The following is a 22,224-nucleotide window of genomic DNA, read 5'->3' on the forward strand; positions in this document are numbered from 1 at the left end:
GGCTACCTGCGCACGTACAGGCGCAGCGTCACGTACGCGGTGGCGCCGGCCATCGCCACGCCGAGGAACAGCAGGATCGGTGAGATGTAGAGAATGTCGGCGTAGTCGATCCTCGCGATCAGATTGGCTTCGTAGAACTGGTTGAGCGCGTTCTCCAGGAACGCCGCCCGCACCACGATCAGCCCGGCGATCGCGATGATCACACCGATCAGCGCAGCCAGCATCGCCTCCAGAAGGAACGGCAGCTGCGTGTACCAGCGACTCGCGCCGACCAGTCGCATGATCCCGATCTCGGTGCGCCGGGTATATGCGGCGACTTGGACCATGTTGGCTATCAGGAGCACGGCACCGATCGCCTGCACCAGCGCGACCGCGAAGGCCGCGTTACTCAAACCGTCGAGGACCGCGAAGAGCCGGTCGATCAGATCCTTCTGGTTGAGCACGCCCTGCACGCCGGCCTGGCCGATCATCGCCTCGTCGAAGTCCTTGTGCTCTTCTGGGTTCTCGAGTTTGACGATGAACGACGCCGGGAACGCGTCCTTGCCTGCCACGTCCTTGTACTGCGGGAACTTGCGGATGGCATCGCCGTATGCGTCTTCGCGGTTGAGGAATCGCACCGACCGCACGTCGTCGCGGTTCTCGATCTGGGTCCGCAGCGCCTTGCAGGGGTCGGCATCGCAGGTCGGGTCGTTGGCCGAAATCTCGTTGGTGAGGAAGACCTGGCTCTCGACCCGGTCCAGATAGATTGCCCGCGAGTTGTCGGCAAGACGCACCACGAGCAGACCGCCGCCGAACAAGCCGATCGAGATCGCGGTGGTGAGGATCATCGCGACCGTCATGGTCACGTTGCGGCGAAGCCCCGTCAGGACCTCGTTGACGAGAAAACCGAAGCGCACTTAGCGATCCATTCCGTATACGCCGCGCTGCTCATCGCGAATCAGCCGGCCGAGTTCGAGTTCGACGACCCGCTGGCGCATCGAGTCGACGATGTGGTGGTCGTGGGTGGCCATCAGCACCGTCGTCCCGGTGCGGTTGATGCGCTCGAGCAGGTCCATGATGTCCTTGCTGGTTTCGGGGTCGAGGTTGCCCGTGGGCTCGTCGGCCAGCAGCACCAGCGGCCGGTTGACGAACGCGCGCGCTATCGCGACCCGCTGCTGTTCACCTCCCGACAGCTCGGCGGGCAGGCGGCTCGCCTTCCCCGACAACCCCACCATCTCCAGGACATCGGGTACGACGCGGTTGATCACGTCGGCCCGCTTGCCGATGACCTCGAGCGCGAATGCCACATTCTCGAAGACCGTTTTCTGCTGCAGCAGCCTGAAGTCCTGGAAAACACAGCCCATCACCTGGCGCAGGCTCGGGATATGCCGCCCCGACAGCTTGTTGACATGGAACTTCGACACGCGGATGTCACCCTGGGTGGGGTTGTCCTCGGCCAGCAGCAGGCGCATGAAGGTGGATTTGCCAGACCCCGACGGCCCGATAAGGAAGACGAACTCACCCTTGTCAATCTTGACCGAGACGTCGTCCAGGGCCGGACGGGCCGAGGACTTGTACTGCTTGGTCACGTGGTCAAGGGTGATCATCACGGCACGCCAGTCTAGCGGGGCGGGCAGTCGGCCCAGCGCACGCTAACGCTGCTGGAAGATCCCGGGCACCGTCGGTGCCGTCGCGGTGGTGGGTGTCGAGTTGGCGGGGCTGGTCGGAGTCGTGGTCGCCGGCCGCGGCGACAACGGTCCCGGACCGTCCGGATCCACCATGCCGGGTGACGTGGGCGACGTCGTCGTGGCCGGCGGGAAGGGCCAGAACGGGTTCGGCACCTCGGTCTGCGTGGGGGTCTCCGTCGGCGTCGTCGGCGTGGTCGTCGTCGTGGTAGTCGTAGTCGTCGTGGTGGTTCGTGGCGCGACCTGAGTGCGAGGGACCCACGTGTAATCCGGGTCGGGGACGAAGCCGGGCGGCACGATCTGAGGCGCGACCGGCTCCGGCGACGACTGCGGCGTGAAGTTTTCGTACACCCACACGAGCGCGATGAACGCGATGATGAGCGCCGCGGTCGACGTCCGCATCCGCCCCCACAGGATGTGACCGGGCCACCCACGCTGGGTGTCTCCGTCGTTCGGTTTCAGCTTCACGATCTCGGACCCGCTGGACCCTGCCCCTGCTCGGCGCCGGTGGAGGTCGCCGGATGCACTATGGAGCCGACCATCGGTTTGGGGTCGGCGCTGGTGACGATCCCGGCGCGGGCGAGCGCCCGCACGACGAGCACCCGCAGCCGGCGGCCCACCTCGAACTGCTTACCCGGCAATGTGCGGGCCACCATGCGCAGGTTGACGGTGTCCAGCTCGATGCTCTCGACACCCATGAGTTGGGGTGCGTCCAGCAGCAGCCTGCTGAGCAGGGTGTCGTCGGTGGCCCGGTCGGCCACGTCGTGCAGGACGTCGTTGACCTTGTTGAGGTCGGCGGTCGCGGGCACCGGGATGTCGATGACGGCGCGGGCCCAGTCCTTGGACAGGTTGAGCGACTTCATGATCTGGCCGTTGGGGATGGTGTACATCTCGCCCTCGGCCGTGCGCAATTTGGTGACCCTCAGAGTGACATCCTCCACGGTGCCCATCGCGTCATTGGCTGATCCCAGGGTCAGCTGAACCAGATCGCCGAACCCGTACTGCTTCTCGGTGATGATGAAAAACCCGCTCAGCAGATCCTGCACGATGCGCTGGGCGCCGAAACCGAGCGCCGCACCCACCACCGCCGCCGGCGCGACCAGCGACCCGACCGGAATCGACAGGATGTCGGTGATCTCGACGCCCACCACGACGAACAAGATCGCGATCAGAACCCACGAGGCCACCGAGGCCACGGCCTGGCGGTGTTTGGCACTCTCCGGGCGCACCAGCTCAGTGCTCTCGTCGAACTCGGCGTCGATACGCCGCACCACCCGCTGCGCCGCCCAGCTGATGAACCGGGCCGCGAGCAGCGCGCCGACGAGCAGCAGCGCGATCCGGACGCCGCGGGTGAGGATCCACTCGCCCATGTTGCCCTGCCAGAAGCTGAACCACCGGTCGGCAAGCGGGAAAGCCAGGTAGGCGCTAGTCGTCATCACGTCTATTGCGCCACCGGATGCCGGCCTCGAGGAATCCGTCGATGTCTCCATCCAGAACCGCGGTCGGATTCCCGACCTCGTGGTCGGTCCGCAGATCCTTCACCATCTGGTATGGGTGCAGCACATAGGAGCGCATCTGGTTGCCCCAGGAACTCCCGCCGTCGCCCTTGAGGGCATCGAGCTCGGCGCGCTCCTCCAATCGCTTACGTTCCAGCAACTTGGCCTGCAGCACCCGCATCGCCGAGATCTTGTTCTGCAGCTGCGACTTCTCGTTCTGGCAGGTGACGACGATCCCGGTGGGGATGTGGGTGAGGCGCACCGCGGAGTCGGTCGTGTTGACCGACTGCCCGCCGGGACCGCTGGAGCGGTAGACGTCGACACGGATGTCGCCTTCGGGGATGTCGATGTGGTCCGTGGTTTCCACCACCGGCAGCACCTCGACGTCGGCGAACGACGTCTGGCGCCGGCTCTGGTTGTCGAACGGGCTGATCCGCACCAACCTGTGGGTGCCCTGCTCCACCGACAGCGTGCCGTAGGCGAACGGCGCGTGCACCGCGAAGGTCGCGCTCTTGATGCCCGCCTCTTCGGCGTAGGAGGTGTCGAACAGCTCGACCGGGTATTTGTGCTGCTCGGCCCAGCGGATGTACATCCTCATCAGCATCTCGGCCCAGTCCGCGGCGTCGACGCCACCGGCGCCCGAGCGGATGGTGACGACGGCCTCGCGTTCGTCGTACTCGCCCGACAGCAGGGTGCGCACTTCCATCGCCTCGATGTCTTCGCGCAGCGTCTTGAGCTCGGCGTCGGCCTCCGCGAGCTCGTCGCCCCCTTCCTCGGCGGCCAGCTCATAGAGCACGGGCAGATCGTCGAGTCGGCTGCGCAGAGCCTCGACCCGGCGTAGCTCCCCCTGCGCGTGGGACAGCTCGCTGGTGACCTTCTGGGCGTTGGCCTGGTCGTTCCACAGGTTCGGGTCGGAGGCCTCGTGTTCGAGCTTCTCGATGCGACTGCGGAGCCCGTCGACATCGAGCACCCGCTCCACTGTGGTGAGAGTGGCGTCGAGGGCGGCGATGTCGGCTTGGAGGTCGGGATCCACGGATGTCAAGGTTACTCACCCGCGGCGCGGTGTCCCTACCTGGCGGCGAATGGCCGGGTGCTTGTCTAGCATCGGTCTGTAACCCGCCCGGGCACGTCGCGACAGCCCATGCGCGCGTGCGGGCAGCGACAGAAGGCACGCCATATGCCCGTTATGCGCCCATACCACGTGGCGATTGTCGGTTCCGGTCCGTCGGGATTCTTTGCCGCGGCCGCGCTGCTAAAATCCGCCGACGCCACGCAGGCCGCTGCCTCCGGCGACGTCACCCAGGCCGCACGGGACGTACACATCGACGTATACGAAATGCTGCCGACACCATGGGGTCTGGTCCGCTCCGGGGTGGCCCCCGACCATCCCAAGATCAAATCCATCAGTGCCCAGTTCGAAAAGGTTGCCAACGATCCGCGGTTCCGGTTCTTCGGCAATGTCAGCGTCGGTGAGCACGTGCAGCCCGGCGAACTCGCCGAACGCTACGACGCGGTGATCTATGCGGTCGGCGCGCAGGCCGACCGGCCGCTGGGCATCCCGGGCGAGGACCTGCCCGGAAGTGTCGCCGCCGTCGATTTCGTCGGCTGGTACAACGCACATCCGCACTTCACCGAGATGGCGCCGGATCTGTCGGGTCAGCGCGCCGTCGTCATCGGCAACGGCAACGTCGCGCTCGACGTCGCCCGCATCCTCGTGTCCGACCCGACGTTGCTCGGGATCACCGACATCGCCGATCACGCACTGACGGCGCTGCACCCGAAGGGTGTCGAGGAGGTGATCGTCATCGGCAGACGCGGTCCGCTGCAAGCCACGTTCACCACCCTGGAATTGCGTGAGCTGGGCGATCTGCAGGCGATGGCGGATGTCGATGTGATCGTCGACCCCGCCGACTTCGCCGACATCTCCGATGAGGAGCTCGAGGCCGCAGGCAAGACGGTCAAGCAGAACGTCAAGGTGCTGCGTGGATACGCCGAACGCGGTCCCCGGGGCGCCGCGCGGCGGATCGTGTTCCGGTTCCGCACCTCCCCGATCGCGATCACAGGTTCCGACCGGGTCGAGTCGATCGTGCTGGGCCGCAATGAGCTGGTCAGCGACGCGAACGGGCGGATCGTCGCGAAGGACACCGGCGCCCGCGAGGAGATCGCCGCGCAGCTGGTCATCAGGGCGGTCGGGTACCGGGGTGTGCCCGCCCCCGGGCTCCCGTTCGACGAGAAGACGGCGACCATCCCGCACACCGACGGCCGGGTCGAGGGCAGCCGCAACGAATACGTCGTGGGCTGGATCAAGCGCGGACCCTCGGGTGTCATCGGCAGCAACAAGAAGGACTCTGCCGACACCGTCGACACGCTGCTGCATGACCTGGCCGGCGCACGGCTCACGGAGTTCGGCCCCGACCACGCGGACCGGCTCGAGGAGTGGTTGCGCGGACGTCAGCCGGCGCTCGTCACGGCAGTGCACTGGAAGCTGATCGACGCGCATGAACGCGCCGCCGGGGAGGCCAACGGGCGGCCACGGGTCAAACTGACCACCGTCGCGGACCTTCTGCGCATCGGGCACGGCTAGACAGGTCCTCGCCGAATGTACGGTTGTTTGCGGACTCACTCGGACAACGCGTACAACTTCCGTACTTTCGGCGAGACCTAGGCACCGGTCGGCGGTGCCGGCTGCCCAGGTGGCGGGCCCGACGGAGCGAAGGCCCAGTTGTCCGGGTTCTTCGACGAGTACATCACCGGGAACAGGGCACCCATGCTGGGCCATTGGTCCGCGTCGACGACCATCCGCTGATAAACCACGTGCTCGTTGACGGTCGGACCGTTGATCACGCCGGTGATCGTGACGAACTGTTCCCCCGGTACGTCGGGACGCGGGCTTACGCCGGTGACGAGCAGCGTGCCCTGGGCCCAGTCACTGCCGGCTCCCCGCCTGCGCCTGATCCACGGCGCCGCGAACAGAGCGAGCGCACCGATCAACACCAGCAGCAGCACCAATTCGCCCACACCGCCATGGTAGGACTGCAGCCATGAGTCCAGTCGACAACGACGTAGCGTTCGCCCTCGGGTTGGCGGGAACCGCCGACACCATGACGATGGACCGTTTCGGCGCGCTCGATCTGCGGATCGAGACGAAGCCCGACCTGACCCCGGTCACCGACGCCGACGAGTCCGTCGAGCGCGAACTACGCGAGATGGTCAGCCGGGAATTTCCCGACGACCTGGTGTTCGGCGAGGAGTTCGGCGGCACAAAGACTTTCAGTGGTCGCCAATGGGTGATCGATCCGATCGACGGCACCAAGAACTTCGTCCGCGGGGTCCCAGTGTGGTGCACGCTGATCGCGCTGCTCGATGACGGCGTGCCGGTGGTCGGGGTCGTGAGCGCGCCCGCGCTCGGGCGGCGATGGTGGGCCGGGCAAGGCACCGGCGCGTTCAGCTCATTCGCTGGAAGGACCCGGCGGATTTCGGTGTCGGGCGTATCGGAGCTTGAGTCTGCGAGCCTGTCCTTCTCTGATTTCACCACCGGTTGGGACGACCGCCGCGAACAGTTCGTGGCCCTGACCGACGACGTCTGGCGGGTCCGAGCCTATGGCGACTTCTGGTCGTACTGCATGGTCGCCGAGGGCGCGGTGGACATCGCCGTCGAACCCGAGGTGAAGGTGTGGGACATCGCCCCGCTGGACCTGATCGTCCGTGAGGCGGGCGGCACGTTCACCAGCATCGACGGAGCGGTTGGACCACATGGAGGCAGCGCGCTTGCCACCAACGGGCTGCTGCACGACGCGGTGTTGGCGAGGCTCTCGCTGTCGTAGCTGCCGCGGCGCCACACCACCCGCAACTGTGACATGCACAACAATCAGCGGAACTTACTCATGAGTCAGTTCCAGTACCTTACTCTGGAGTCAGTTTGTAGGCGCATGTCAACCAACGAAGTGAGGCTGCCGACATGACCAATACGCTGCCGTCGAAGAAAGCCGACGAGCCGCGCGCGGGCCGGGAGACCGGGGTGGGTCTGCAAAGGCATAAACGCACGGCGACCGACATCGGGCTGGCGCTGATCACGCCGATCGTCGGCCAGGAATTCCTCGACCGCTACCACCTGCGCGATCCGCTCAACCGGACGCTCAAATACGGCGTCAAGCAGGTCTTCTCCGCCGCTGGCGCATCCACCCGCCAGTTCAAGCGGATCCAGGGACTCGGCAAGCCGCCGACCCGCCTGAAGACGAGCGGGGCCGACTATTTCGACCTCACTGCCGACGAGGATCAGAAGCTGATCGTTGCGACCGTGGGCGAGTTCGCGGCCGAGATTCTGCGCCCGGCCGCCCGCGATGCCGACGACGCGGCTGCCTACCCACCCGACCTCATCGCCAAGGCGGCGGAACTGGGTATCACCGCCATCAACGTCCCCGAGGATTTCGACGGGATCGCCGCACACCGGTCCACCGTGACCAACGCGCTGGTCGCCGAGGCGCTGGCGTATGGCGACATGGGCCTGGCGCTGCCGATCCTGGCGCCCGGCGGGGTCGCCTCCGCCCTGACCCACTGGGGCAGCGCCGACCAGCAGGCCACCTACCTGGCCGAGTTCGCCGGCGACTCCGTGCCCCAGGCGTGCGTCGCCATCGTCGAACCACACGCCCTTTTCGACCCCACGATGCTCAAGACCACCGCCGTGCGCACACCGAGCGGCTACCGGCTGGACGGCGTGAAGTCCCTGGTTCCCGCCGCCGCCGACGCCGAGCTGTTCGTCATCGCCGCGCAACTGAACGGCAAGCCGGCGTTGTTCGTCGTCGAGTCGGCTACCAGCGGTCTGACCGTGACAGCCGACCCCAGCATGGGAATCCGCGCGGCAGGCCTGGGCCGGATCGAACTCGACAAGGTCACCGTGCCGGTCAGCGCGCGGCTCGGCGAGGACGACGCGACCGATCGGGACTACTCCGAGGCGATCGCGCTGTCCCGGCTGGGCTGGGCCGCGCTGGCAGTCGGCACCGCCCACGCGGTGCTCGACCACGTGGTGCCCTATGTCAAGGAGCGGCAGGCTTTCGGGGAGCCGATCGCCCACCGGCAGGCGGTGGCCTTCATGTGCGCCAACATCGCCATCGAGCTCGACGGCCTGCGGCTGATCACCTGGCGCGGGGCCGCCCGCGCCGAGAGGGGCCTGCCGTTCGCCCGCGAGGCGGCGCTGGCCAAACGACTGGGCACCGACAAGGGCATGCAGATCGGCCTCGACGGTGTGCAGCTGCTCGGCGGCCACGGCTACACCAAGGAACATCCCGTCGAACGCTGGTATCGCGACCTGCGCGCGATCGGCGTCGCCGAGGGCGTTGTGGTCATCTAGGCCGTCATCCAGAGCGAAGGGTTCCCGTCATGGCTATCAACCTGGAAATGCCGCGCAAGCTGCGGGCGGTCATCGAAAAGGGCCATCAGGGCGCCGCCGAGATGCTGCGCCCGATCTCACGCAAGTACGACCTCGCCGAGCATGCCTATCCTGTCGAGCTGGACACCCTGGCCAGCCTGTTCGAGGGGATCTCGGAGGCCAAGACCATCTCGTTCGCCGGCGCCGAGGCTTTCCGCGACGGCGAGGGTAAGGACGAAAATCACAACGGCGCCAATATGTCCGCGCTGCTCAATGCGATCGAGATCAGCTGGGGCGACGTCGCACTGCTGTTGTCGGTGCCCTACCAGGGCCTGGGCAACGCCGCCATCTCCGGTGTCGCCACCGACGAACAGCTGGCCCGGCTCGGCAAAGTGTGGGCGGCAATGGCGATCACCGAACCCAGCTTCGGGTCCGACTCGGCGGCGGTGTCCACCACCGCGGCGCTCGACGGCGATGAGTACGTCATCAACGGCGAGAAGATCTTCGTCACCGCAGGGTCCCGCGCCAGCCACATCGTCGTGTGGGCGACGCTGGACAAGACGTTGGGTCGCGCAGCCATCAAGTCGTTCATCGTGCCGCGTGAACACCCCGGCGTGGCCGTGGAACGCCTCGAACACAAGCTGGGCATCAAGGCCTCCGATACCGCCGTCATCCGGTTCGACAATGTCCGGATACCGAAGGACAACCTCCTCGGCGACCCGCAGATCCACGTGGACAAGGGATTTGCCGGCGTCATGGAGACCTTCGACAACACCAGGCCCATCGTGGCGGCGATGGCCGTCGGTGTGGCCCGCGCCGCGCTGGAGGAGCTACGCACCATCCTCACCGAGGCCGGTGTCGAGATCTCCTACGACAGACCCGCCCATGTGCAGAGCGCCGCGGCGGCCGAATTCCTGCGGATGGAAGCCGACTGGGAGGCGGGCTACCTGCTCACGGTCCGCTCGGCATGGCAGGCCGACAACAATATTCCCAACTCCAAGGAAGCCTCGATGGGTAAGGCGAAGGCGGCCAGGGTAGCCAGCGACGTCACCCTCAAGGCCGTCGAATTGGCAGGCACTGCAGGCTACTCCGAGGAGACGCTGCTGGAGAAGTGGGCCCGCGACAGCAAGATTCTCGACATCTTCGAAGGCACCCAGCAGATCCAGCAGCTGGTGATCGCCCGCCGGCTATTGGGTCTGTCGTCGGCGCAGTTGAAGTAGTGCGGCCCTCCCCGTGACCTCCCCACACGACCTCCCCACACGACCTCAATGTCCATCACGAACTAAATGAGAACAATGTTGGCCATGCCGCGGCACACACTGGATGATCAAGCTCACAAGTGACGAAAGGTGTGAACATGGCCCAAAGCGGGACCGCCAATGGAGCTACATCACTCACCAGACCGCACTGGTCGGTGGCCCGCAGTTGGCTTCTGCTCCCCGGTAGGCCGGACAGCTTCGACGAGTTCAACGCGGCACGCAACTCTGCCGTCGACGTCCTCGTCCTCGATATCGAGGACGGCCTGCCTGCGCCGCTGAAAAACGACGGCCGGCGGTGCGTCGCCTCCTGGCTGGGGGCAGGCAATCGTGCGTGGGTGCGCATCGGCGGCATCACGTCGGACACCTGGGCCGCCGACCTGGAAGCCGTCGGCTTCGCGCCCGGCCTCGACGGAGTGGTGCTGGCCAAGACCGAGTCCCCCGCCGACGTCGCCGCCACCGCCGCCCACCTGCCGCCGGGCACACCGGTCGTCGCGCTCATCGAGTCGGCGCTCGGCATCGAATCGGCCTTCGATATCGCCCGCCACAGCTCATGCGCCCGGCTGGCCTTCGGCATCGGCGACTTCCGGATGGACACCGGAATGTCGGCCGATCCGACCACGCTCGCCTACCCACGGGGCCGCCTCGTCATCGCCAGCCGCGCCACCGGCCTGCCCGCCCCCATCGACGGACCCACACTGCGCGTCAACGCCGCGGACCTCGACCGCGACAGTCAGATCGCGAGGTCGACCGGCATGTCGGGCCGGTTGTGCCTGGCCGCCGAGCACGCCCAAGCCATCAACACGCTGCTCAGCCCGTCGCCGGCCGAGATCGCGGCGGCCCGCGAGACGGTGGCGCGGCTCTCCGACGCGGCAAACGTCTACGACGGAAGCGCCAAGCCCACCCTCGCCCGCGCCGAAGCCACGCTCGCGCTGGCCGGCAAACTGGGGCTGACGACGACCGAGTAGGGCCATGCCGCTGCCGTCATGACCGGGTATAGCGTCATGCCGTGCAGACATTTCAGGCATTCATGGCACGGCAGGACGACTCCGGCGCGATCACGACCGCGGTCGAGACGCTCACGGCAGACGATCTGCCGCCCGGTGATGTCATCGTCCGTGTCCTCTATTCCAGCGTCAACTTCAAGGACGGCCTCGCCGTCACCCCCAAGGGCGGGGTGGTGCGCAACTACCCGATCGTGCCGGGCATCGACCTGACGGGTGAGGTCGTCGAATCCTCGTCGGACGACTTCGCACCCGGCGACCTGGTGTTGGCGCACGGCTACGAAGTCGGCACCGCCCGCCACGGCGGCTACTCCGAGTACGCCCGGCTACCCGCGGACTGGGTGGTCAAGCTGGGAGCGCTGACGCCGCGGGAAGGTGCGGCGATCGGCACCGCGGGATTCACCGCGGCGATGAGCGTCCAGGCCCTCATGGACCGTGGCATCACGCCCGACGACGGCCCCGTCGTCGTCACCGGCGCCACCGGCGGTGTCGGTTCGGTGAGCATCGACCTGCTCGCCGGCGCCGGCTATCACGTCGTCGCCTCGACGGGCAAAGTCGAATCGGAGGCGACGCTGAAGCAGCTCGGGGCCGCCGAGGTGATCTCCAGACTTCCCGAGGATCCCGAGGCCAAGCCCCGCCCGCTGGCGAAGGCCCGATGGGCGGGCGCAGTCGACTGCGTCGGCGGTGCCGCCCTGGCCGATGTGATCAGCGCGCTGAACTACGGCGGCGCGGTCGCCGCCAGCGGCTTGACGGGCGGGGCCGCCCTGCACACCACCGTGATGCCCTTCATCCTGCGCGGTGTCGCGCTGTTGGGCATCGACTCGGTCAACGTGCCGATCGGGCCCCGCAGAGCGCTGTGGGAGCGGCTGGGGGGACCGCTGAAGCCTCGGCACCTCGACTCGGTATCCCGTGATGTCGATGTCAAAGACGTCGTCGCGGTGTTCGAGGAGATCCTGGCCGGCCGCTACTCGGGCCGCGCGGTCGTCCGCGTCTCCGGCGGCTTCTAGTCCGGGCACCTGCACAGACGCCTGCACAGACGCGAAGTCCCCCAACCTGAGTTGGGGGACTTCGTGTCTCGATCGGGGTTCAGGACCCGGTATCAGAGCAGGTGAGCCTGCAGATCCGGCTTCATGGCCTGCAGCTCCCGGCCCCAGTACGCCCAGTTGTGGGTGCCGTTGTCCGGGAAGTTGAAGACACCGTTGGTGCCACCCGCGGCCAGGTAGTTGTCGCGGAACGTGATGTTGGTGCGGATGGTCAGGCCCTCCAGGAAGGTGGCAGGCAGATCGCCGCCGCCGAGCTCATTGGGCTGGCCGTTGCCGCAGTAGATCCAGATTCGGGTGCCGTTGGCGACGATCTGGGGGATCTGCACCATCGGGTCGTTGCGCTTCCACGCCGGGTCGCTGGACGGGCCCCACATGTCCTCGGCCTTGAAGCCACCGGCGTCACCCATCGAGACACCGATGAGCATCGGCCACCAGCCCTCGGACGGGTTCAGGAAGCCCGACATCGAACCGGCATAGACGAACTGCTGCGGGTGATACACCGAGAGGATCAGCGAGGCGGATCCGGCCATCGACAGGCCGATCGCCGCGTTACCGGTGGGCCGCACGTCGCGGTTGGCCTGCAACCACCCCGGCAGCTCGGAGGACAGGAAGGTCTCCCACTTGTAGGTCAGCGGCGGACCCGCGTTGTTGCGCGCAGGCGCGTACCAGTCCGCGTAGAAGCTGGACTGACCGCCGACGGGCATCACAATCGACAGACCCGAGTCGAGGTACCACTCGAACGCCTGGGTGTTGATATCCCAGCCGTTGAAGTCTTCCTGCGCCCGCAGACCGTCCAGCAGGTACACCGCGGGGGAATTCGGACCGCCACTCTGGAACTGGATCTTGATATCCCGACCCATCGACGGCGAGGGAACCATCAGGTACTCGACCGGCAGGCCGGGCCGCGAGAACGCCCCGGCAGTCGCGGACCCACCAGCCAGACCGATCAGGCCCGGCAGCAGGATCGCCGCCAGCGCGGCGATCGAGAACCGGCGGACCCACTGGCCACGCATTTTCTCAACGAACGTCATACGCCAATCCATCCATCTTTCGTTACCGGGTAAACACGCCATCCAAGGCCATGATCGGAGATCGCTCCTCGGCCCTTCAGCGTTTCACGCATCAGGTGCCCAGACCGCTCAGCTCATGGAGCCGAGCGTGAAGAGTTTCAGTTGTCGCGACATGAGTAAAACATGTGCCCGCATTAAGAGAAAACTCAAGCAGAGCTCGCGCGCGTCGCCCGACGCACGGGCCGAAATCGGCAACGGCGCCGCTCACACGCCCGTCAGAGCTGTCACCTGCGCAGACGGATAGGCTTGGCGATGTGGTGACGGTCATATCGAGGAGCCACGGGCTCATTCCGGCTGTTCGCCTCGATCGAACCCGGATTCGATATCGGAGCCGAAAAGTCACTAATCAGTAATGAGGAATGACCGTCCGCACGCCCGCTTCCGTCCACCCACCTTCTGGAGGATCCTGCTGACGTGATCAACACCACGCCGACCGGTGCACTCGACGGCGTGCGGGTGCTCGAGCTCGGCACTCTCATCGCGGGCCCTTTCGCGGGCCGATTACTCGGCGACATGGGCGCCGAGGTGATCAAGATCGAGCCGCCCGGGGCGCCCGATCCGCTGCGCACGTGGGGGCAGGCCGAACTGGACGGGCACCACGTCTTCTGGACCGTGCACGCGCGCAACAAGAAGGCCGTCACCCTGAACCTGCGCGAGCCGGCGGGCCGCGACCTGTTCCTGGAACTGGCGGAGCGATCCGACATCGTGGTGGAGAACTTCCGCCCGGGCACATTGGAGAAGTGGGACCTCGGCTACGAGACGCTCCGGGGCCGCAACAAGGGACTGATCCTCGTGCGCGTCTCGGGCTACGGGCAGACAGGACCGGACGCGCACAAGGCGGGATACGCATCGGTGGCCGAAGCGGCCAGCGGGCTGCGCCACCTCAACGGCTTCCCCGGCGGTCCCCCGCCCCGGATGGCCCTGTCGATCGGCGACACCCTGGCCGGCATGTTCGCCGCGCAGGGTGCGCTGGCGGCGCTCTATCGGCGCTCGGTGACCGGCGAGGGCCAGGTGGTCGACGCGGCGCTGACGGAGTCGTGCCTGGCGGTGCAGGAGTCCACCATTCCCGACTATGACGTGGGCGGGGTGGTCCGCGGCCCGTCGGGCACCCGGCTCGACGGTATTGCCCCGTCGAACATCTACCGTAGCGCCGACGGCAGCTGGGTGGTGATCGCGGCAAACCAGGACACCGTCTTCCGCCGGCTGTGCCGGGCGATGGGCAGGCCCGAGCTGGCCACCGACGACCGGTTCGCCCACCACGGCGCACGGGGCCGTAACCAGGACGAGCTGGACAAGATCATCGGCGACTGGGCGGCCGAACGCCAGCCCGGTGACATCATCGACACACTCAGCGCGGCGGGTGTGATCGCAGGCCCGATCAATACGGTGGCCGACGTCGTCGGCGACGCTCAGCTACGCGCCCGCGGGATGCTCGTCGAGCATTGGGACGAACGCATCGGCCGCTCGGTGCTGGGCCCAGGGATCGTGCCGGTCCTGTCGGCCACGCCTGGTGCGGTACGCAACGCGGGCCCTGCCACGCCCGGCCGGCACAACGACGAGATCTACCTCGAACTGCTCGGGAAGAGCAGCGCCGAGCTCGAGCGGCTGCGCGAGGAGGGAGTGGTGTGATGACCACCTCGACACACGAGCCGACACACGAGCCGAGACGCATGCCGACACATGTTGACATCAGAGAAGTTTCGCTGCGCGACGGCCTGCAGATCGAGACGCCCGTCCCGCTATCGGCGAAACTCGAGTTGCTGGAGGCCGTCTCGGCCACCGGCGTTCGCGAAGTCGAGGTCACCGCGTTCGTCTCCCCGTCGAAAGTGCCCGCGCTGGCCGACGCCGCTGACCTTGCCTCCGAGCTGTGGCGGTTCCCCCATATCGAGTTCTCCGCGCTGGTGGCGGGTGCCGGGGGCGCAAAGCGCGCGGTGGCGGCGGGTTTGCGAGCGATCGAGTACGTGGTTTCGGCCGCTGACGGCCACAGCAACGCCAACGTGGGCCGCTCGTCGGCGGAAGCGACCGCCCTCATCCGCGAGATCGTGGCGATCGCCCACGGCAGTGGCGTCACGGTCGAGGTGATCATCGCCACCGCATGGGATTGCCCGTTCGACGGCCCGACACCCACTCAGCGTGTACTCGACATCGTTTCGCGTGCAACAGATTTCGGCGCCGACCGGCTGGCGATCGCCGACACCATCGGAACCGCCACGCCAAAACGGGTAACCGATCTCATCGATCGGCTCACGCCGTTGACCGGCGACCTGCCGCTGGGTGCGCATTTCCACAACACCCGTGGCGCCGGGCTCGCCAGCGCCTACGCCGCCGTCACGAGCGGGGTCACCAGGCTCGACGCGTCGGTTGGCGGCCTGGGCGGCTGCCCGTTCGCGCCGGGCGCAAGCGGCAACATCGCGACCGAGGACCTGGTGTATCTGCTGCGGGACAGCGACATCGACGTCGACGTCGACCTGGAGGCGGCTATCGCCGCCGCGGGCGTCGCCCGGTCCGTCGTCGGCCACGATCTACCGAGCGCACTGCTGCGAGCCGGCGACAGGATCGCGGCTGAGATCGAGAAGCCGTCGAATAGCCAACGAACACAAGGAATCTGACGGAGAATCAGATCCGTCGCATACGCGCTAGCCAGGCCGGCTCCTCAACCCGGCTCCCCACCGGCAGCCCGATCGCGTCGGCCTGCGCCGCAAAGACAATGCCCCGATAGACCGTGGCGCTCAACGCCTCGAGTTCCCAGCCGTCGGCAAACGCGTCTCTGATCGTGTCGTCGCTGACCTCGGGTCCGAATCCGCGCCCTGCGTCGGACAGTGCGAGCACGTGTACGCGCGCTCCCGGACGGGTGGCGCCGCGCAGGCTGGCAACATAGCGGGATCGGTCGTGGTCTCCGAAGGCCCCGAAGATGTGGAACAGCGCGCTGTCCACGACGGTGTCATACCGGGGTTCGGCGCCGAGGTCCATTGCATCCGCGACCTCGAACCGGGCGTCGACGCCTCGGTCGGCGGCCGCCTGCCTGGCCTGTTCGATGGCGTGAGGAGCAAAGTCGATCCCCAGCACGTCGTACCCGAGTCGGGTGAGCAATATAGTGTGTTCCCCCGTGCCGCAGCCGACGTCGAGGACCTTGCCTGCGATCAAGCCCGCACGTTCCACCTCGATGATCGCAGGCTGCGGCTCGCCGATCACCCATGGCGCGGTCCGCGACCGATATGCGTTGTCGAACCGCGACCGGGACGGTGTGGATGGTGTGGTTGCCATGGCCACAGTGTGATACGTCAACGGCACTTCAGGTCAAGGGTCTCACGGTCGGGTCCGAATGGGCAGGCCCCGAAACAACTTTCGCTCGCGCCGGGGGCGAGTCACGATCCCCGGGATACGCGCACCCCGCGCACCGCGACGCACTGCGGCACCGGACGTTTCAGCAAACGACGGCCATTCCGCACGGCTGTGGTGTGGACGGCCCGCCGCGCCGATGGCATAGCATTCGTCCCATGGCCGAGCGGGCACTGCGGGTCCTGGTGTACAGCAGCAACCCAAGGACGCGGGAAACCGTGCAATTGGCACTCGGCAAGCGGGTTCATCCCGAGTTGCCCGAACTGACATACACCGAGGTAGCAACCGCGCCGATGGTGATCAAGCAGATGGACGCCGGTGGCATCGACCTGGCGATCCTCGACGGCGAGGCAACCCCCGCGGGCGGTATGGGAATCGCCAAGCAACTCAAAGACGAGCTAGTCCAATGCCCGCCGATCCTGGTGCTGACGGGTAGGCCCGACGATGCGTGGCTGGCCAACTGGTCGCGTGCGGAAGCCGCAGTACCGCACCCGATCGACCCGATTCGTCTCGGCGATGCGGTCGTGTCGCTGTTGCGCGCTACCCCCGAGTAACCCGGAGGATTCCAGCACCCGGCTACGCAAATTGCCATGCGGCCGTTGACTTTTGACGTGGCGGATACCCCCGCCCGGAAGGGACGTCCGGTTAGTAACCGATACTAACCAAAATATGTGGCCCCGGTCGCAATGACCGCTAGGCTATGGGGTAGCTCACATCGGCGGCCCACGAAGGAGCACCTTATCGGTATGGATGTCTATACCCCGATTCTGGTTCTTGGTGTGATTGCGGCGTTGTTTGCGGTGGGTTCGGTGGGTATTGCGTTGGTGGTGGGGCCGCGGCGATTCAACCGGGCGAAGTTGGCGGCGTATGAGTGTGGGATTGAGCCGGCGGCGAGCCGTCTGGGTGGTGGGCGGTTCCCGATCAAGTTCTATCTGACCGCGATGTTGTTCATCGTGTTCGACATCGAGATCGTGTTCTTGTATCCGTGGGCGGTGGCCTTTGACGCGTTGGGCACGTTCGCGCTGGTGGAGATGGCGTTGTTCATGGCCGCGGTGTTCGTGGCCTATGCCTATGTGTGGCGGCGGGGTGGGTTGAATTGGGACTAGAAGAACAACTGCCCGGCGGGATCCTGTTGACCACGGTGGAGAAGATCGCCGGGTATGTCCGCAAAGGCTCGCTGTGGCCGGCCACCTTCGGGCTGGCCTGTTGTGCCATCGAGATGATGGCCACCGCCGGACCCCGGTTCGACATCGCCCGATTCGGCATGGAACGCTTCTCCGCCACCCCACGTCAGGCCGATCTGATGATCGTGGCCGGCCGGGTGAGCCAGAAGATGGCGCCGGTCCTGCGGCAGGTGTATGACCAGATGGCCGAACCCAAATGGGTGCTGGCCATGGGGGTCTGCGCCTCCAGCGGAGGAATGTTCAACAACTATGCCATCGTCCAAGGCGTCGATCACGTGGTGCCGGTGGACATCTATCTGCCCGGCTGCCCGCCCCGCCCGGAAATGCTCCTGCACGCCATCTTGACCCTGCACGCCAAGATCGCCGAGATGCCCCTGGGGGTCCACCGCGACGAGGTCGTCGCCGCCGCCGAAACCGCCGCCCTGGCCGCCACCCCCACCCTGGAACTCAAAGGACTCCTGCGATGAGCGCTCGCGCGAAGAGCCGAGGACCCCGATGAACGCCGGCGGTGGTGGCGGGCGGGGGATGTTCGGGGTGTCGGGCAGCGGGGACACCTCGGGGTATGGCCGGCTGGTGCGCGCGGTCACCGCGCCGGCGGGCAGTCCGCGCCCCTATGGCGGGTTCTTCGATGAGGTGATCGACCGTTTGGCCGAGGTGCTGGGCGCCGAGGTGTTCGACGCCGCGGTGGCCCGGGTGGTGGTGCATTGCGACCAGATGACCGTGCACATCGCCCGGGAGTATCTGCCGGCGGTGGCGCGGGCGCTGCGCGACGACCCGGGGTTGCGCTTCGAACTGTGCCTGGGCGTCTGCGGGGTGCACTACCCCGATCAGGCCGGCGCGGAGCTGCATGCGGTCTATCCGCTGGCCTCCATCACCCACCGGAGGCGCATCGGTCTGGAAGTGTCCTGCCCCGATGCCGACCCGCATGTGCCGTCGCTGTTCTCGATCTATCCCACGGTGGACTGGCACGAACGTGAAACCTACGACTTCTTCGGGATCCTCTTCGACGGCCATCCCGCGCTGACCCGCATCGAGATGCCCGATGACTGGATCGGGCACCCCCAGCGCAAGGACTACCCGCTGGGCGGGGTCCCGGTGGAATACCACGGCGCCACCATCGCACCCCCCGACGAACGACGCACCTACCACTGATGACCACACCCCCCACATCGAGGACGGAGACGCTGCAGTGACGGCCGAGACGGTGATCACCCTGGGCGGTCAGGACTGGGACGAGATCATCGCCCACGCCCGCGCCACCGCGGCCGCCTCGGCTTCCGAGCGGATCGTGGTCAATATGGGTCCGCAGCATCCGTCCACCCATGGGGTGTTGCGGCTGATTCTGGAGATCGAAGGCGAAACCGTCACCGACGCCCGCTGCGGCATCGGCTACCTACACACCGGCATCGAGAAAAACCTGGAATACCGCACCTGGACCCAGGGCGTCACCTTCGTCACCCGCATGGACTACCTGTCCCCGTTCTTCAACGAAACCGCCTACTGCCTCGGCGTGGAAAACCTGTTGGGGATCACCGAGCGGATCCCCGAGCGCGCCACGGTCATCCGGGTGCTGCTGATGGAACTCAACCGCATCTCCTCCCATCTGGTCGCCCTGGCCACCGGCGGCATGGAACTGGGAGCCATGTCGGCCATGTTCTACGGCTTTCGTGAACGCGAAGAAATCCTGACCGTCTTCGAAGCCATCACCGGACTACGGATGAACCACGCCTACATCCGCCCCGGCGGGCTGGCCGCCGACCTGCCGGACGAAGCCCCGGCCATGATCGCCCGCCTGCTCGACATCCTGCCCGCCCGGCTGGCCGAACTCTCCGCGCTGCTACGCGAGAACACCATCTGGAAAGCCCGCACCCAACACATCGGCTACCTGGATCTGACCGGCTGCATGGCCCTAGGCGTCACCGGCCCCGTACTGCGCGCCACCGGCCTACCCCACGACCTGCGCAAAGCCCACCCCTACTGCGGCTACGACACCTACGACTTCGATATCCCGACCGGCACCAACGCCGACTGCTACGACCGCTACCTGATCCGCGTCGACGAAATGACCCAATCCCTGCGCATCGTCGACCAGGCCCTGCACCGGCTGGCGCCGGGCCCGGTCATGATCGAGGACAAGAAACTGGCCTGGCCCGCCCACCTGAGCCTGGGCCCCGACGGACTGGGCAACTCCCCCGACCACATCGCCCACATCATGGGCCACTCCATGGAAGGCCTCATCCACCACTTCAAACTCGTCACCGAAGGCCTCCGCGTCCCACCCGGACAGTGCTACACCGCCATCGAATCCCCCCGCGGCGAACTCGGCGTACACATCGTCTCCGACGGCGGCACCCGCCCCTACCGTGTGCACTACCGCGACCCCTCCTTCACCAACCTGCAAGCCGTGGCCGCCATGTGCGAAGGCGCCATGATCGCCGACGTCATCTCCGCGGTCGCCTCCATCGACCCCGTCATGGGCGGAGTCGACCGATGAGCCCGGTGGAGTTGCGGCTCGGGCCGCGCCCGCAGGAACCCGGCCCCCCCATCGCCGGCCCCACCGCCTACCCGCCCGAGGTCGCAGACCGGTTGGCCGGCGACGCCGCGGCCATCATCGCCCGCTACCCCCAGCCCCGCTCGGCGCTGCTGGCCCTGCTGCACCTGACCCAATCCGAAGACGGCTACCTCACCACCGCCGGGATCCGGTTCTGCGCCGAGCAGCTCGACCTGACCAGCGCCGAAGTCACCGCCGTGGCCACCTTCTACAGCATGTACCGGCGCACCCCCACCGGGCGCTACCTCGTCGGGGTCTGCACCAACACACTGTGCGCCATCATGGGCGGCGACGCCATCCTGCACACCCTGCAAGACCACCTCGGGATCACCGCCGGACACACCACCGACGACGGCCAGATCACCCTGGAACACCTCGAATGCAACGCCGCCTGCGACTACGCCCCCGTAATCATGATCAACTGGGAATTCTTCGACAACCAAACACCAACCACCGCACAACAACTCATCACCAAACTCCAAACCAACCAACCCATCACCGCCACCCGCGGCGGAACCATCCCCCCCTTCACCACCACCGCCCGCACCCTCGCCGGGTTGCCAGACGCTGACCACACACCCGACCCCAAAGGCACCGCCGGGGCGACCCTGGCCGGGGTCAGGGTCGCGCGCGCGCTGGATATGACGGCGCCACCGTATGGTTCGGGCGGCGATGCCGCAGTAACGCTGTCCGACAACGAGTACGAACAGGCCCAAGCCGCCGAGTCGGTCCGCGACCAGCCCGCGCCTAGCCCGTCGGCGACGGTGCCGCCCAAACCCGATACCCCGGAAACCGACCCGGCCACAACGGAATCGGGAGACTGAATGCCACCTTCGACCCCGCTGACCCCGGTGCTGAGCCGGTTCTGGGATGACGACGAGCCGTGGACGTTGGATACGTATCGGCGTCATGACGGGTATCGGGCGTTGGCCAAGGCGTTGGCGATGGCGCCCGAGGATGTGATTGCGCTGGTGAAGGATTCGGGGCTGCGCGGCCGGGGCGGGGCGGGTTTCCCCACCGGCACCAAATGGTCGTTCATCCCACGCGAGCGAGGCTTACCGAGCGACCATCAGACTTCGTCGGGACCTGCCGGGGTTAAGCCGCACTATCTGGTGATCAATGCCGATGAGTCCGAACCGGGCACCTGCAAAGACATTCCGCTGCTGTTGATGACCCCGCACTTCCTCATCGAGGGCGCCATCATCGCCGCCTACGCCATCGGCGCCCACCACGCCTTCATCTACCTACGCGGGGAAGTGGTCCCGGTGCTGCGCCGCCTGCACACCGCCGTCGCCGAAGCCTACGCAGCGGGCTACCTCGGCAAAGACATCGCCGGCAGCGGTTTCGACCTGGACCTCATCGTGCACGCCGGGGCCGGCGCCTACATCTGCGGCGAGGAAACCGCCCTGCTGGACTCCCTGGAAGGCCGCCGCGGCCAACCCCGACTGCGCCCACCCTTCCCCGCCGTCGCCGGCCTGTATGCGTGCCCGACGGTGGTCAACAACGTGGAATCCATTGCCTCGGTGCCGCCGGTGATCCTCGGCGGGGTCGATTGGTTCAAGTCGATGGGGTCGGAGAAATCGCCGGGGTTCACGCTGTACTCGCTGTCGGGTCATGTCAGCCGGCCCGGACAATACGAAGCACCGCTGGGTATCACGCTGCGCGAGTTGCTCGACTACGCCGGCGGGATGCGCCCCGGCCATCAACTGAAGTTCTGGACCCCCGGCGGATCCTCGACCCCGCTGCTGACCGATGAACACCTCGACGTCCCCCTGGATTACGAGGGCATGGCCTCGGTCGGCTCCATGCTGGGCACCAAAGCCCTGCAGATCTTCGACGAAACCACCTGCGTGGTCCGCGCGGTACGGCGCTGGACCCAGTTCTACGCCCACGAATCCTGCGGCAAATGCACCCCCTGCCGCGAAGGCACCTACTGGCTGGCGCAGATCTACCAACGTCTCGAAACCGGCCGCGGCACTGAGGAAGACATCGGCAAGCTGCTGGACATCTCCGACACCATCTTCGGAAAGTCGTTCTGCGCGTTGGGTGATGGTGCGGCCAGTCCGATCATCAGCTCGATCAAGTGGTTCCGCGCCGAGTACGAGGCGCACCTCGGTGGGGGTTGTCCGTTCGACCCGTATGCCTCGATGCTGGCCGCACCCCAGGAGGTGCGCGCGTGAGCTTCTCCGCCCAACCCACGCGCCTGACTTCCGCCGAGCAGACGCATAAGCACCCCTTCTGGGCGGTTTCGG

General features: G+C 66.8%; 22 protein-coding genes and 1 pseudogene. 15 read left to right on the forward strand and 8 right to left on the reverse strand.

The window, feature by feature from the left end; genetic code table 11:
* Positions 1-2: 2 nt before the first annotated feature.
* The 5 genes from ftsX to prfB form a co-directional block, all read right to left on the reverse strand.
* Entirely contained in the window at positions 3-896 is an 894-nt protein-coding gene (ftsX, locus tag ADBZ6K_RS08005; protein WP_526345346.1) for a permease-like cell division protein FtsX, read from the reverse strand.
* A complete protein-coding gene (ftsE, locus tag ADBZ6K_RS08010; RefSeq protein WP_526345835.1) occupies positions 897-1,586 on the reverse strand; it encodes a cell division ATP-binding protein FtsE in 690 nt (229 codons plus the stop codon). It lies immediately after the preceding gene.
* A 45-nt stretch (positions 1,587-1,631) separates the two neighbouring features.
* Positions 1,632-2,066 carry an Rv3103c family proline-rich protein gene (locus ADBZ6K_RS08015; protein ID WP_526345837.1) on the reverse strand — a complete coding sequence of 145 codons (435 nt, stop codon included), beginning with the start codon at positions 2,064-2,066 and terminating at the stop codon, positions 1,632-1,634.
* A gap of 62 nt (positions 2,067-2,128) precedes the next feature.
* Positions 2,129-3,100, reverse strand: coding sequence for a mechanosensitive ion channel family protein (locus ADBZ6K_RS08020; protein ID WP_526345347.1), 972 nt, complete (start codon positions 3,098-3,100; stop codon positions 2,129-2,131).
* Complete coding sequence (gene prfB / locus ADBZ6K_RS08025) at positions 3,090-4,193, reverse strand: peptide chain release factor 2 (RefSeq protein ID WP_526345348.1); 1,104 nt, start codon at positions 4,191-4,193, stop codon at positions 3,090-3,092. The genes ADBZ6K_RS08020 and prfB overlap by 11 nt, the downstream gene beginning before the upstream one ends.
* 144 nt (positions 4,194-4,337) lie before the next feature.
* On the opposite strand from prfB, the gene ADBZ6K_RS08030 reads away from it, so the two are divergent.
* Complete coding sequence (locus tag ADBZ6K_RS08030; RefSeq protein ID WP_526345349.1) at positions 4,338-5,744, forward strand: FAD-dependent oxidoreductase; 1,407 nt, start codon at positions 4,338-4,340, stop codon at positions 5,742-5,744.
* 77 nt (positions 5,745-5,821) lie between these two features.
* On the opposite strand, the gene ADBZ6K_RS08035 is transcribed toward ADBZ6K_RS08030, so the two are convergent.
* A complete protein-coding gene (locus ADBZ6K_RS08035; RefSeq protein ID WP_526345350.1) occupies positions 5,822-6,178 on the reverse strand; it encodes a hypothetical protein in 357 nt (118 codons plus the stop codon).
* A gap of 23 nt (positions 6,179-6,201) precedes the next feature.
* Between ADBZ6K_RS08035 and hisN the strand changes: the two genes are divergently transcribed.
* The 5 genes from hisN (at position 6,202) to ADBZ6K_RS08060 (ending at position 11,792) form a co-directional block, all read left to right on the forward strand.
* Entirely contained in the window at positions 6,202-6,984 is a 783-nt protein-coding gene (gene hisN / locus ADBZ6K_RS08040) for a histidinol-phosphatase (protein WP_526345351.1), read from the forward strand.
* A gap of 134 nt (positions 6,985-7,118) precedes the next feature.
* Positions 7,119-8,507 (forward strand): acyl-CoA dehydrogenase family protein, encoded by a 1,389-nt coding sequence (locus ADBZ6K_RS08045; protein ID WP_526345352.1) that lies wholly within the window; start codon positions 7,119-7,121, stop codon positions 8,505-8,507.
* Between the two features lie 29 nt (positions 8,508-8,536).
* Positions 8,537-9,745 (forward strand): acyl-CoA dehydrogenase family protein, encoded by a 1,209-nt coding sequence (locus ADBZ6K_RS08050; protein ID WP_526345353.1) that lies wholly within the window; start codon positions 8,537-8,539, stop codon positions 9,743-9,745.
* A gap of 137 nt (positions 9,746-9,882) precedes the next feature.
* Positions 9,883-10,749: an HpcH/HpaI aldolase/citrate lyase family protein gene (locus tag ADBZ6K_RS08055; RefSeq protein WP_526345354.1), complete on the forward strand. Its 867-nt coding sequence runs from the start codon at positions 9,883-9,885 to the stop codon at positions 10,747-10,749.
* Positions 10,750-10,790: 41 nt separating this feature from the next.
* A complete protein-coding gene (locus ADBZ6K_RS08060; RefSeq protein ID WP_526345355.1) occupies positions 10,791-11,792 on the forward strand; it encodes an oxidoreductase in 1,002 nt (333 codons plus the stop codon).
* A 92-nt stretch (positions 11,793-11,884) separates the two neighbouring features.
* On the opposite strand, the gene ADBZ6K_RS08065 is transcribed toward ADBZ6K_RS08060, so the two are convergent.
* Positions 11,885-12,859: an alpha/beta hydrolase gene (locus tag ADBZ6K_RS08065; protein ID WP_526345356.1), complete on the reverse strand. Its 975-nt coding sequence runs from the start codon at positions 12,857-12,859 to the stop codon at positions 11,885-11,887.
* Positions 12,860-13,312: 453 nt separating this feature from the next.
* Between ADBZ6K_RS08065 and ADBZ6K_RS08070 the strand changes: the two genes are divergently transcribed.
* Positions 13,313-14,527 carry a CaiB/BaiF CoA transferase family protein gene (locus tag ADBZ6K_RS08070; RefSeq protein ID WP_526345357.1) on the forward strand — a complete coding sequence of 405 codons (1,215 nt, stop codon included), beginning with the start codon at positions 13,313-13,315 and terminating at the stop codon, positions 14,525-14,527.
* A 41-nt stretch (positions 14,528-14,568) separates the two neighbouring features.
* Positions 14,569-15,507, forward strand: coding sequence for a hydroxymethylglutaryl-CoA lyase (locus ADBZ6K_RS08075; RefSeq protein WP_526345358.1), 939 nt, complete (start codon positions 14,569-14,571; stop codon positions 15,505-15,507).
* A 7-nt stretch (positions 15,508-15,514) separates the two neighbouring features.
* Here ADBZ6K_RS08075 and ADBZ6K_RS08080 read toward each other — a convergent pair whose 3' ends face one another.
* Entirely contained in the window at positions 15,515-16,162 is a 648-nt protein-coding gene (locus ADBZ6K_RS08080; protein ID WP_526345359.1) for an SAM-dependent methyltransferase, read from the reverse strand.
* 233 nt (positions 16,163-16,395) lie between these two features.
* Here ADBZ6K_RS08080 and ADBZ6K_RS08085 point away from each other — a divergent pair, with 233 nt between their 5' ends.
* The 7 genes and pseudogenes from ADBZ6K_RS08085 to nuoF all read left to right on the forward strand — a co-directional run bounded on the left by ADBZ6K_RS08085 (position 16,396) and on the right by nuoF (position 22,152).
* Positions 16,396-16,791, forward strand: coding sequence for an Rv3143 family two-component system response regulator (locus ADBZ6K_RS08085; RefSeq protein ID WP_526345360.1), 396 nt, complete (start codon positions 16,396-16,398; stop codon positions 16,789-16,791).
* 192 nt (positions 16,792-16,983) lie between these two features.
* On the forward strand, positions 16,984-17,343 hold the full coding sequence (locus ADBZ6K_RS08090) for an NADH-quinone oxidoreductase subunit A (protein WP_526345361.1): 360 nt from the start codon (positions 16,984-16,986) through the stop codon (positions 17,341-17,343).
* A complete protein-coding gene (locus ADBZ6K_RS08095; protein ID WP_526345362.1) occupies positions 17,334-17,888 on the forward strand; it encodes an NADH-quinone oxidoreductase subunit B in 555 nt (184 codons plus the stop codon). The genes ADBZ6K_RS08090 and ADBZ6K_RS08095 overlap by 10 nt, the downstream gene beginning before the upstream one ends.
* Positions 17,889-17,907: 19 nt before the next feature.
* Positions 17,908-18,573: pseudogene (locus ADBZ6K_RS08100) on the forward strand (NADH-quinone oxidoreductase subunit C); the annotation flags it as partial.
* Between the two features lie 16 nt (positions 18,574-18,589).
* Positions 18,590-19,915 carry an NADH dehydrogenase (quinone) subunit D gene (gene nuoD / locus ADBZ6K_RS08105; protein WP_526345839.1) on the forward strand — a complete coding sequence of 442 codons (1,326 nt, stop codon included), beginning with the start codon at positions 18,590-18,592 and terminating at the stop codon, positions 19,913-19,915.
* Positions 19,912-20,796 carry an NADH-quinone oxidoreductase subunit NuoE gene (nuoE, locus tag ADBZ6K_RS08110; protein WP_526345363.1) on the forward strand — a complete coding sequence of 295 codons (885 nt, stop codon included), beginning with the start codon at positions 19,912-19,914 and terminating at the stop codon, positions 20,794-20,796. The genes nuoD and nuoE overlap by 4 nt, the downstream gene beginning before the upstream one ends.
* Entirely contained in the window at positions 20,797-22,152 is a 1,356-nt protein-coding gene (gene nuoF / locus ADBZ6K_RS08115; RefSeq protein WP_526345364.1) for an NADH-quinone oxidoreductase subunit NuoF, read from the forward strand.
* The last annotated feature ends 72 nt before the right edge of the window (positions 22,153-22,224 follow it).

Origin of the sequence: Mycobacterium sp. (assembly GCF_044223235.1) — a bacterium.
Classification (GTDB): domain Bacteria; phylum Actinomycetota; class Actinomycetes; order Mycobacteriales; family Mycobacteriaceae; genus Mycobacterium.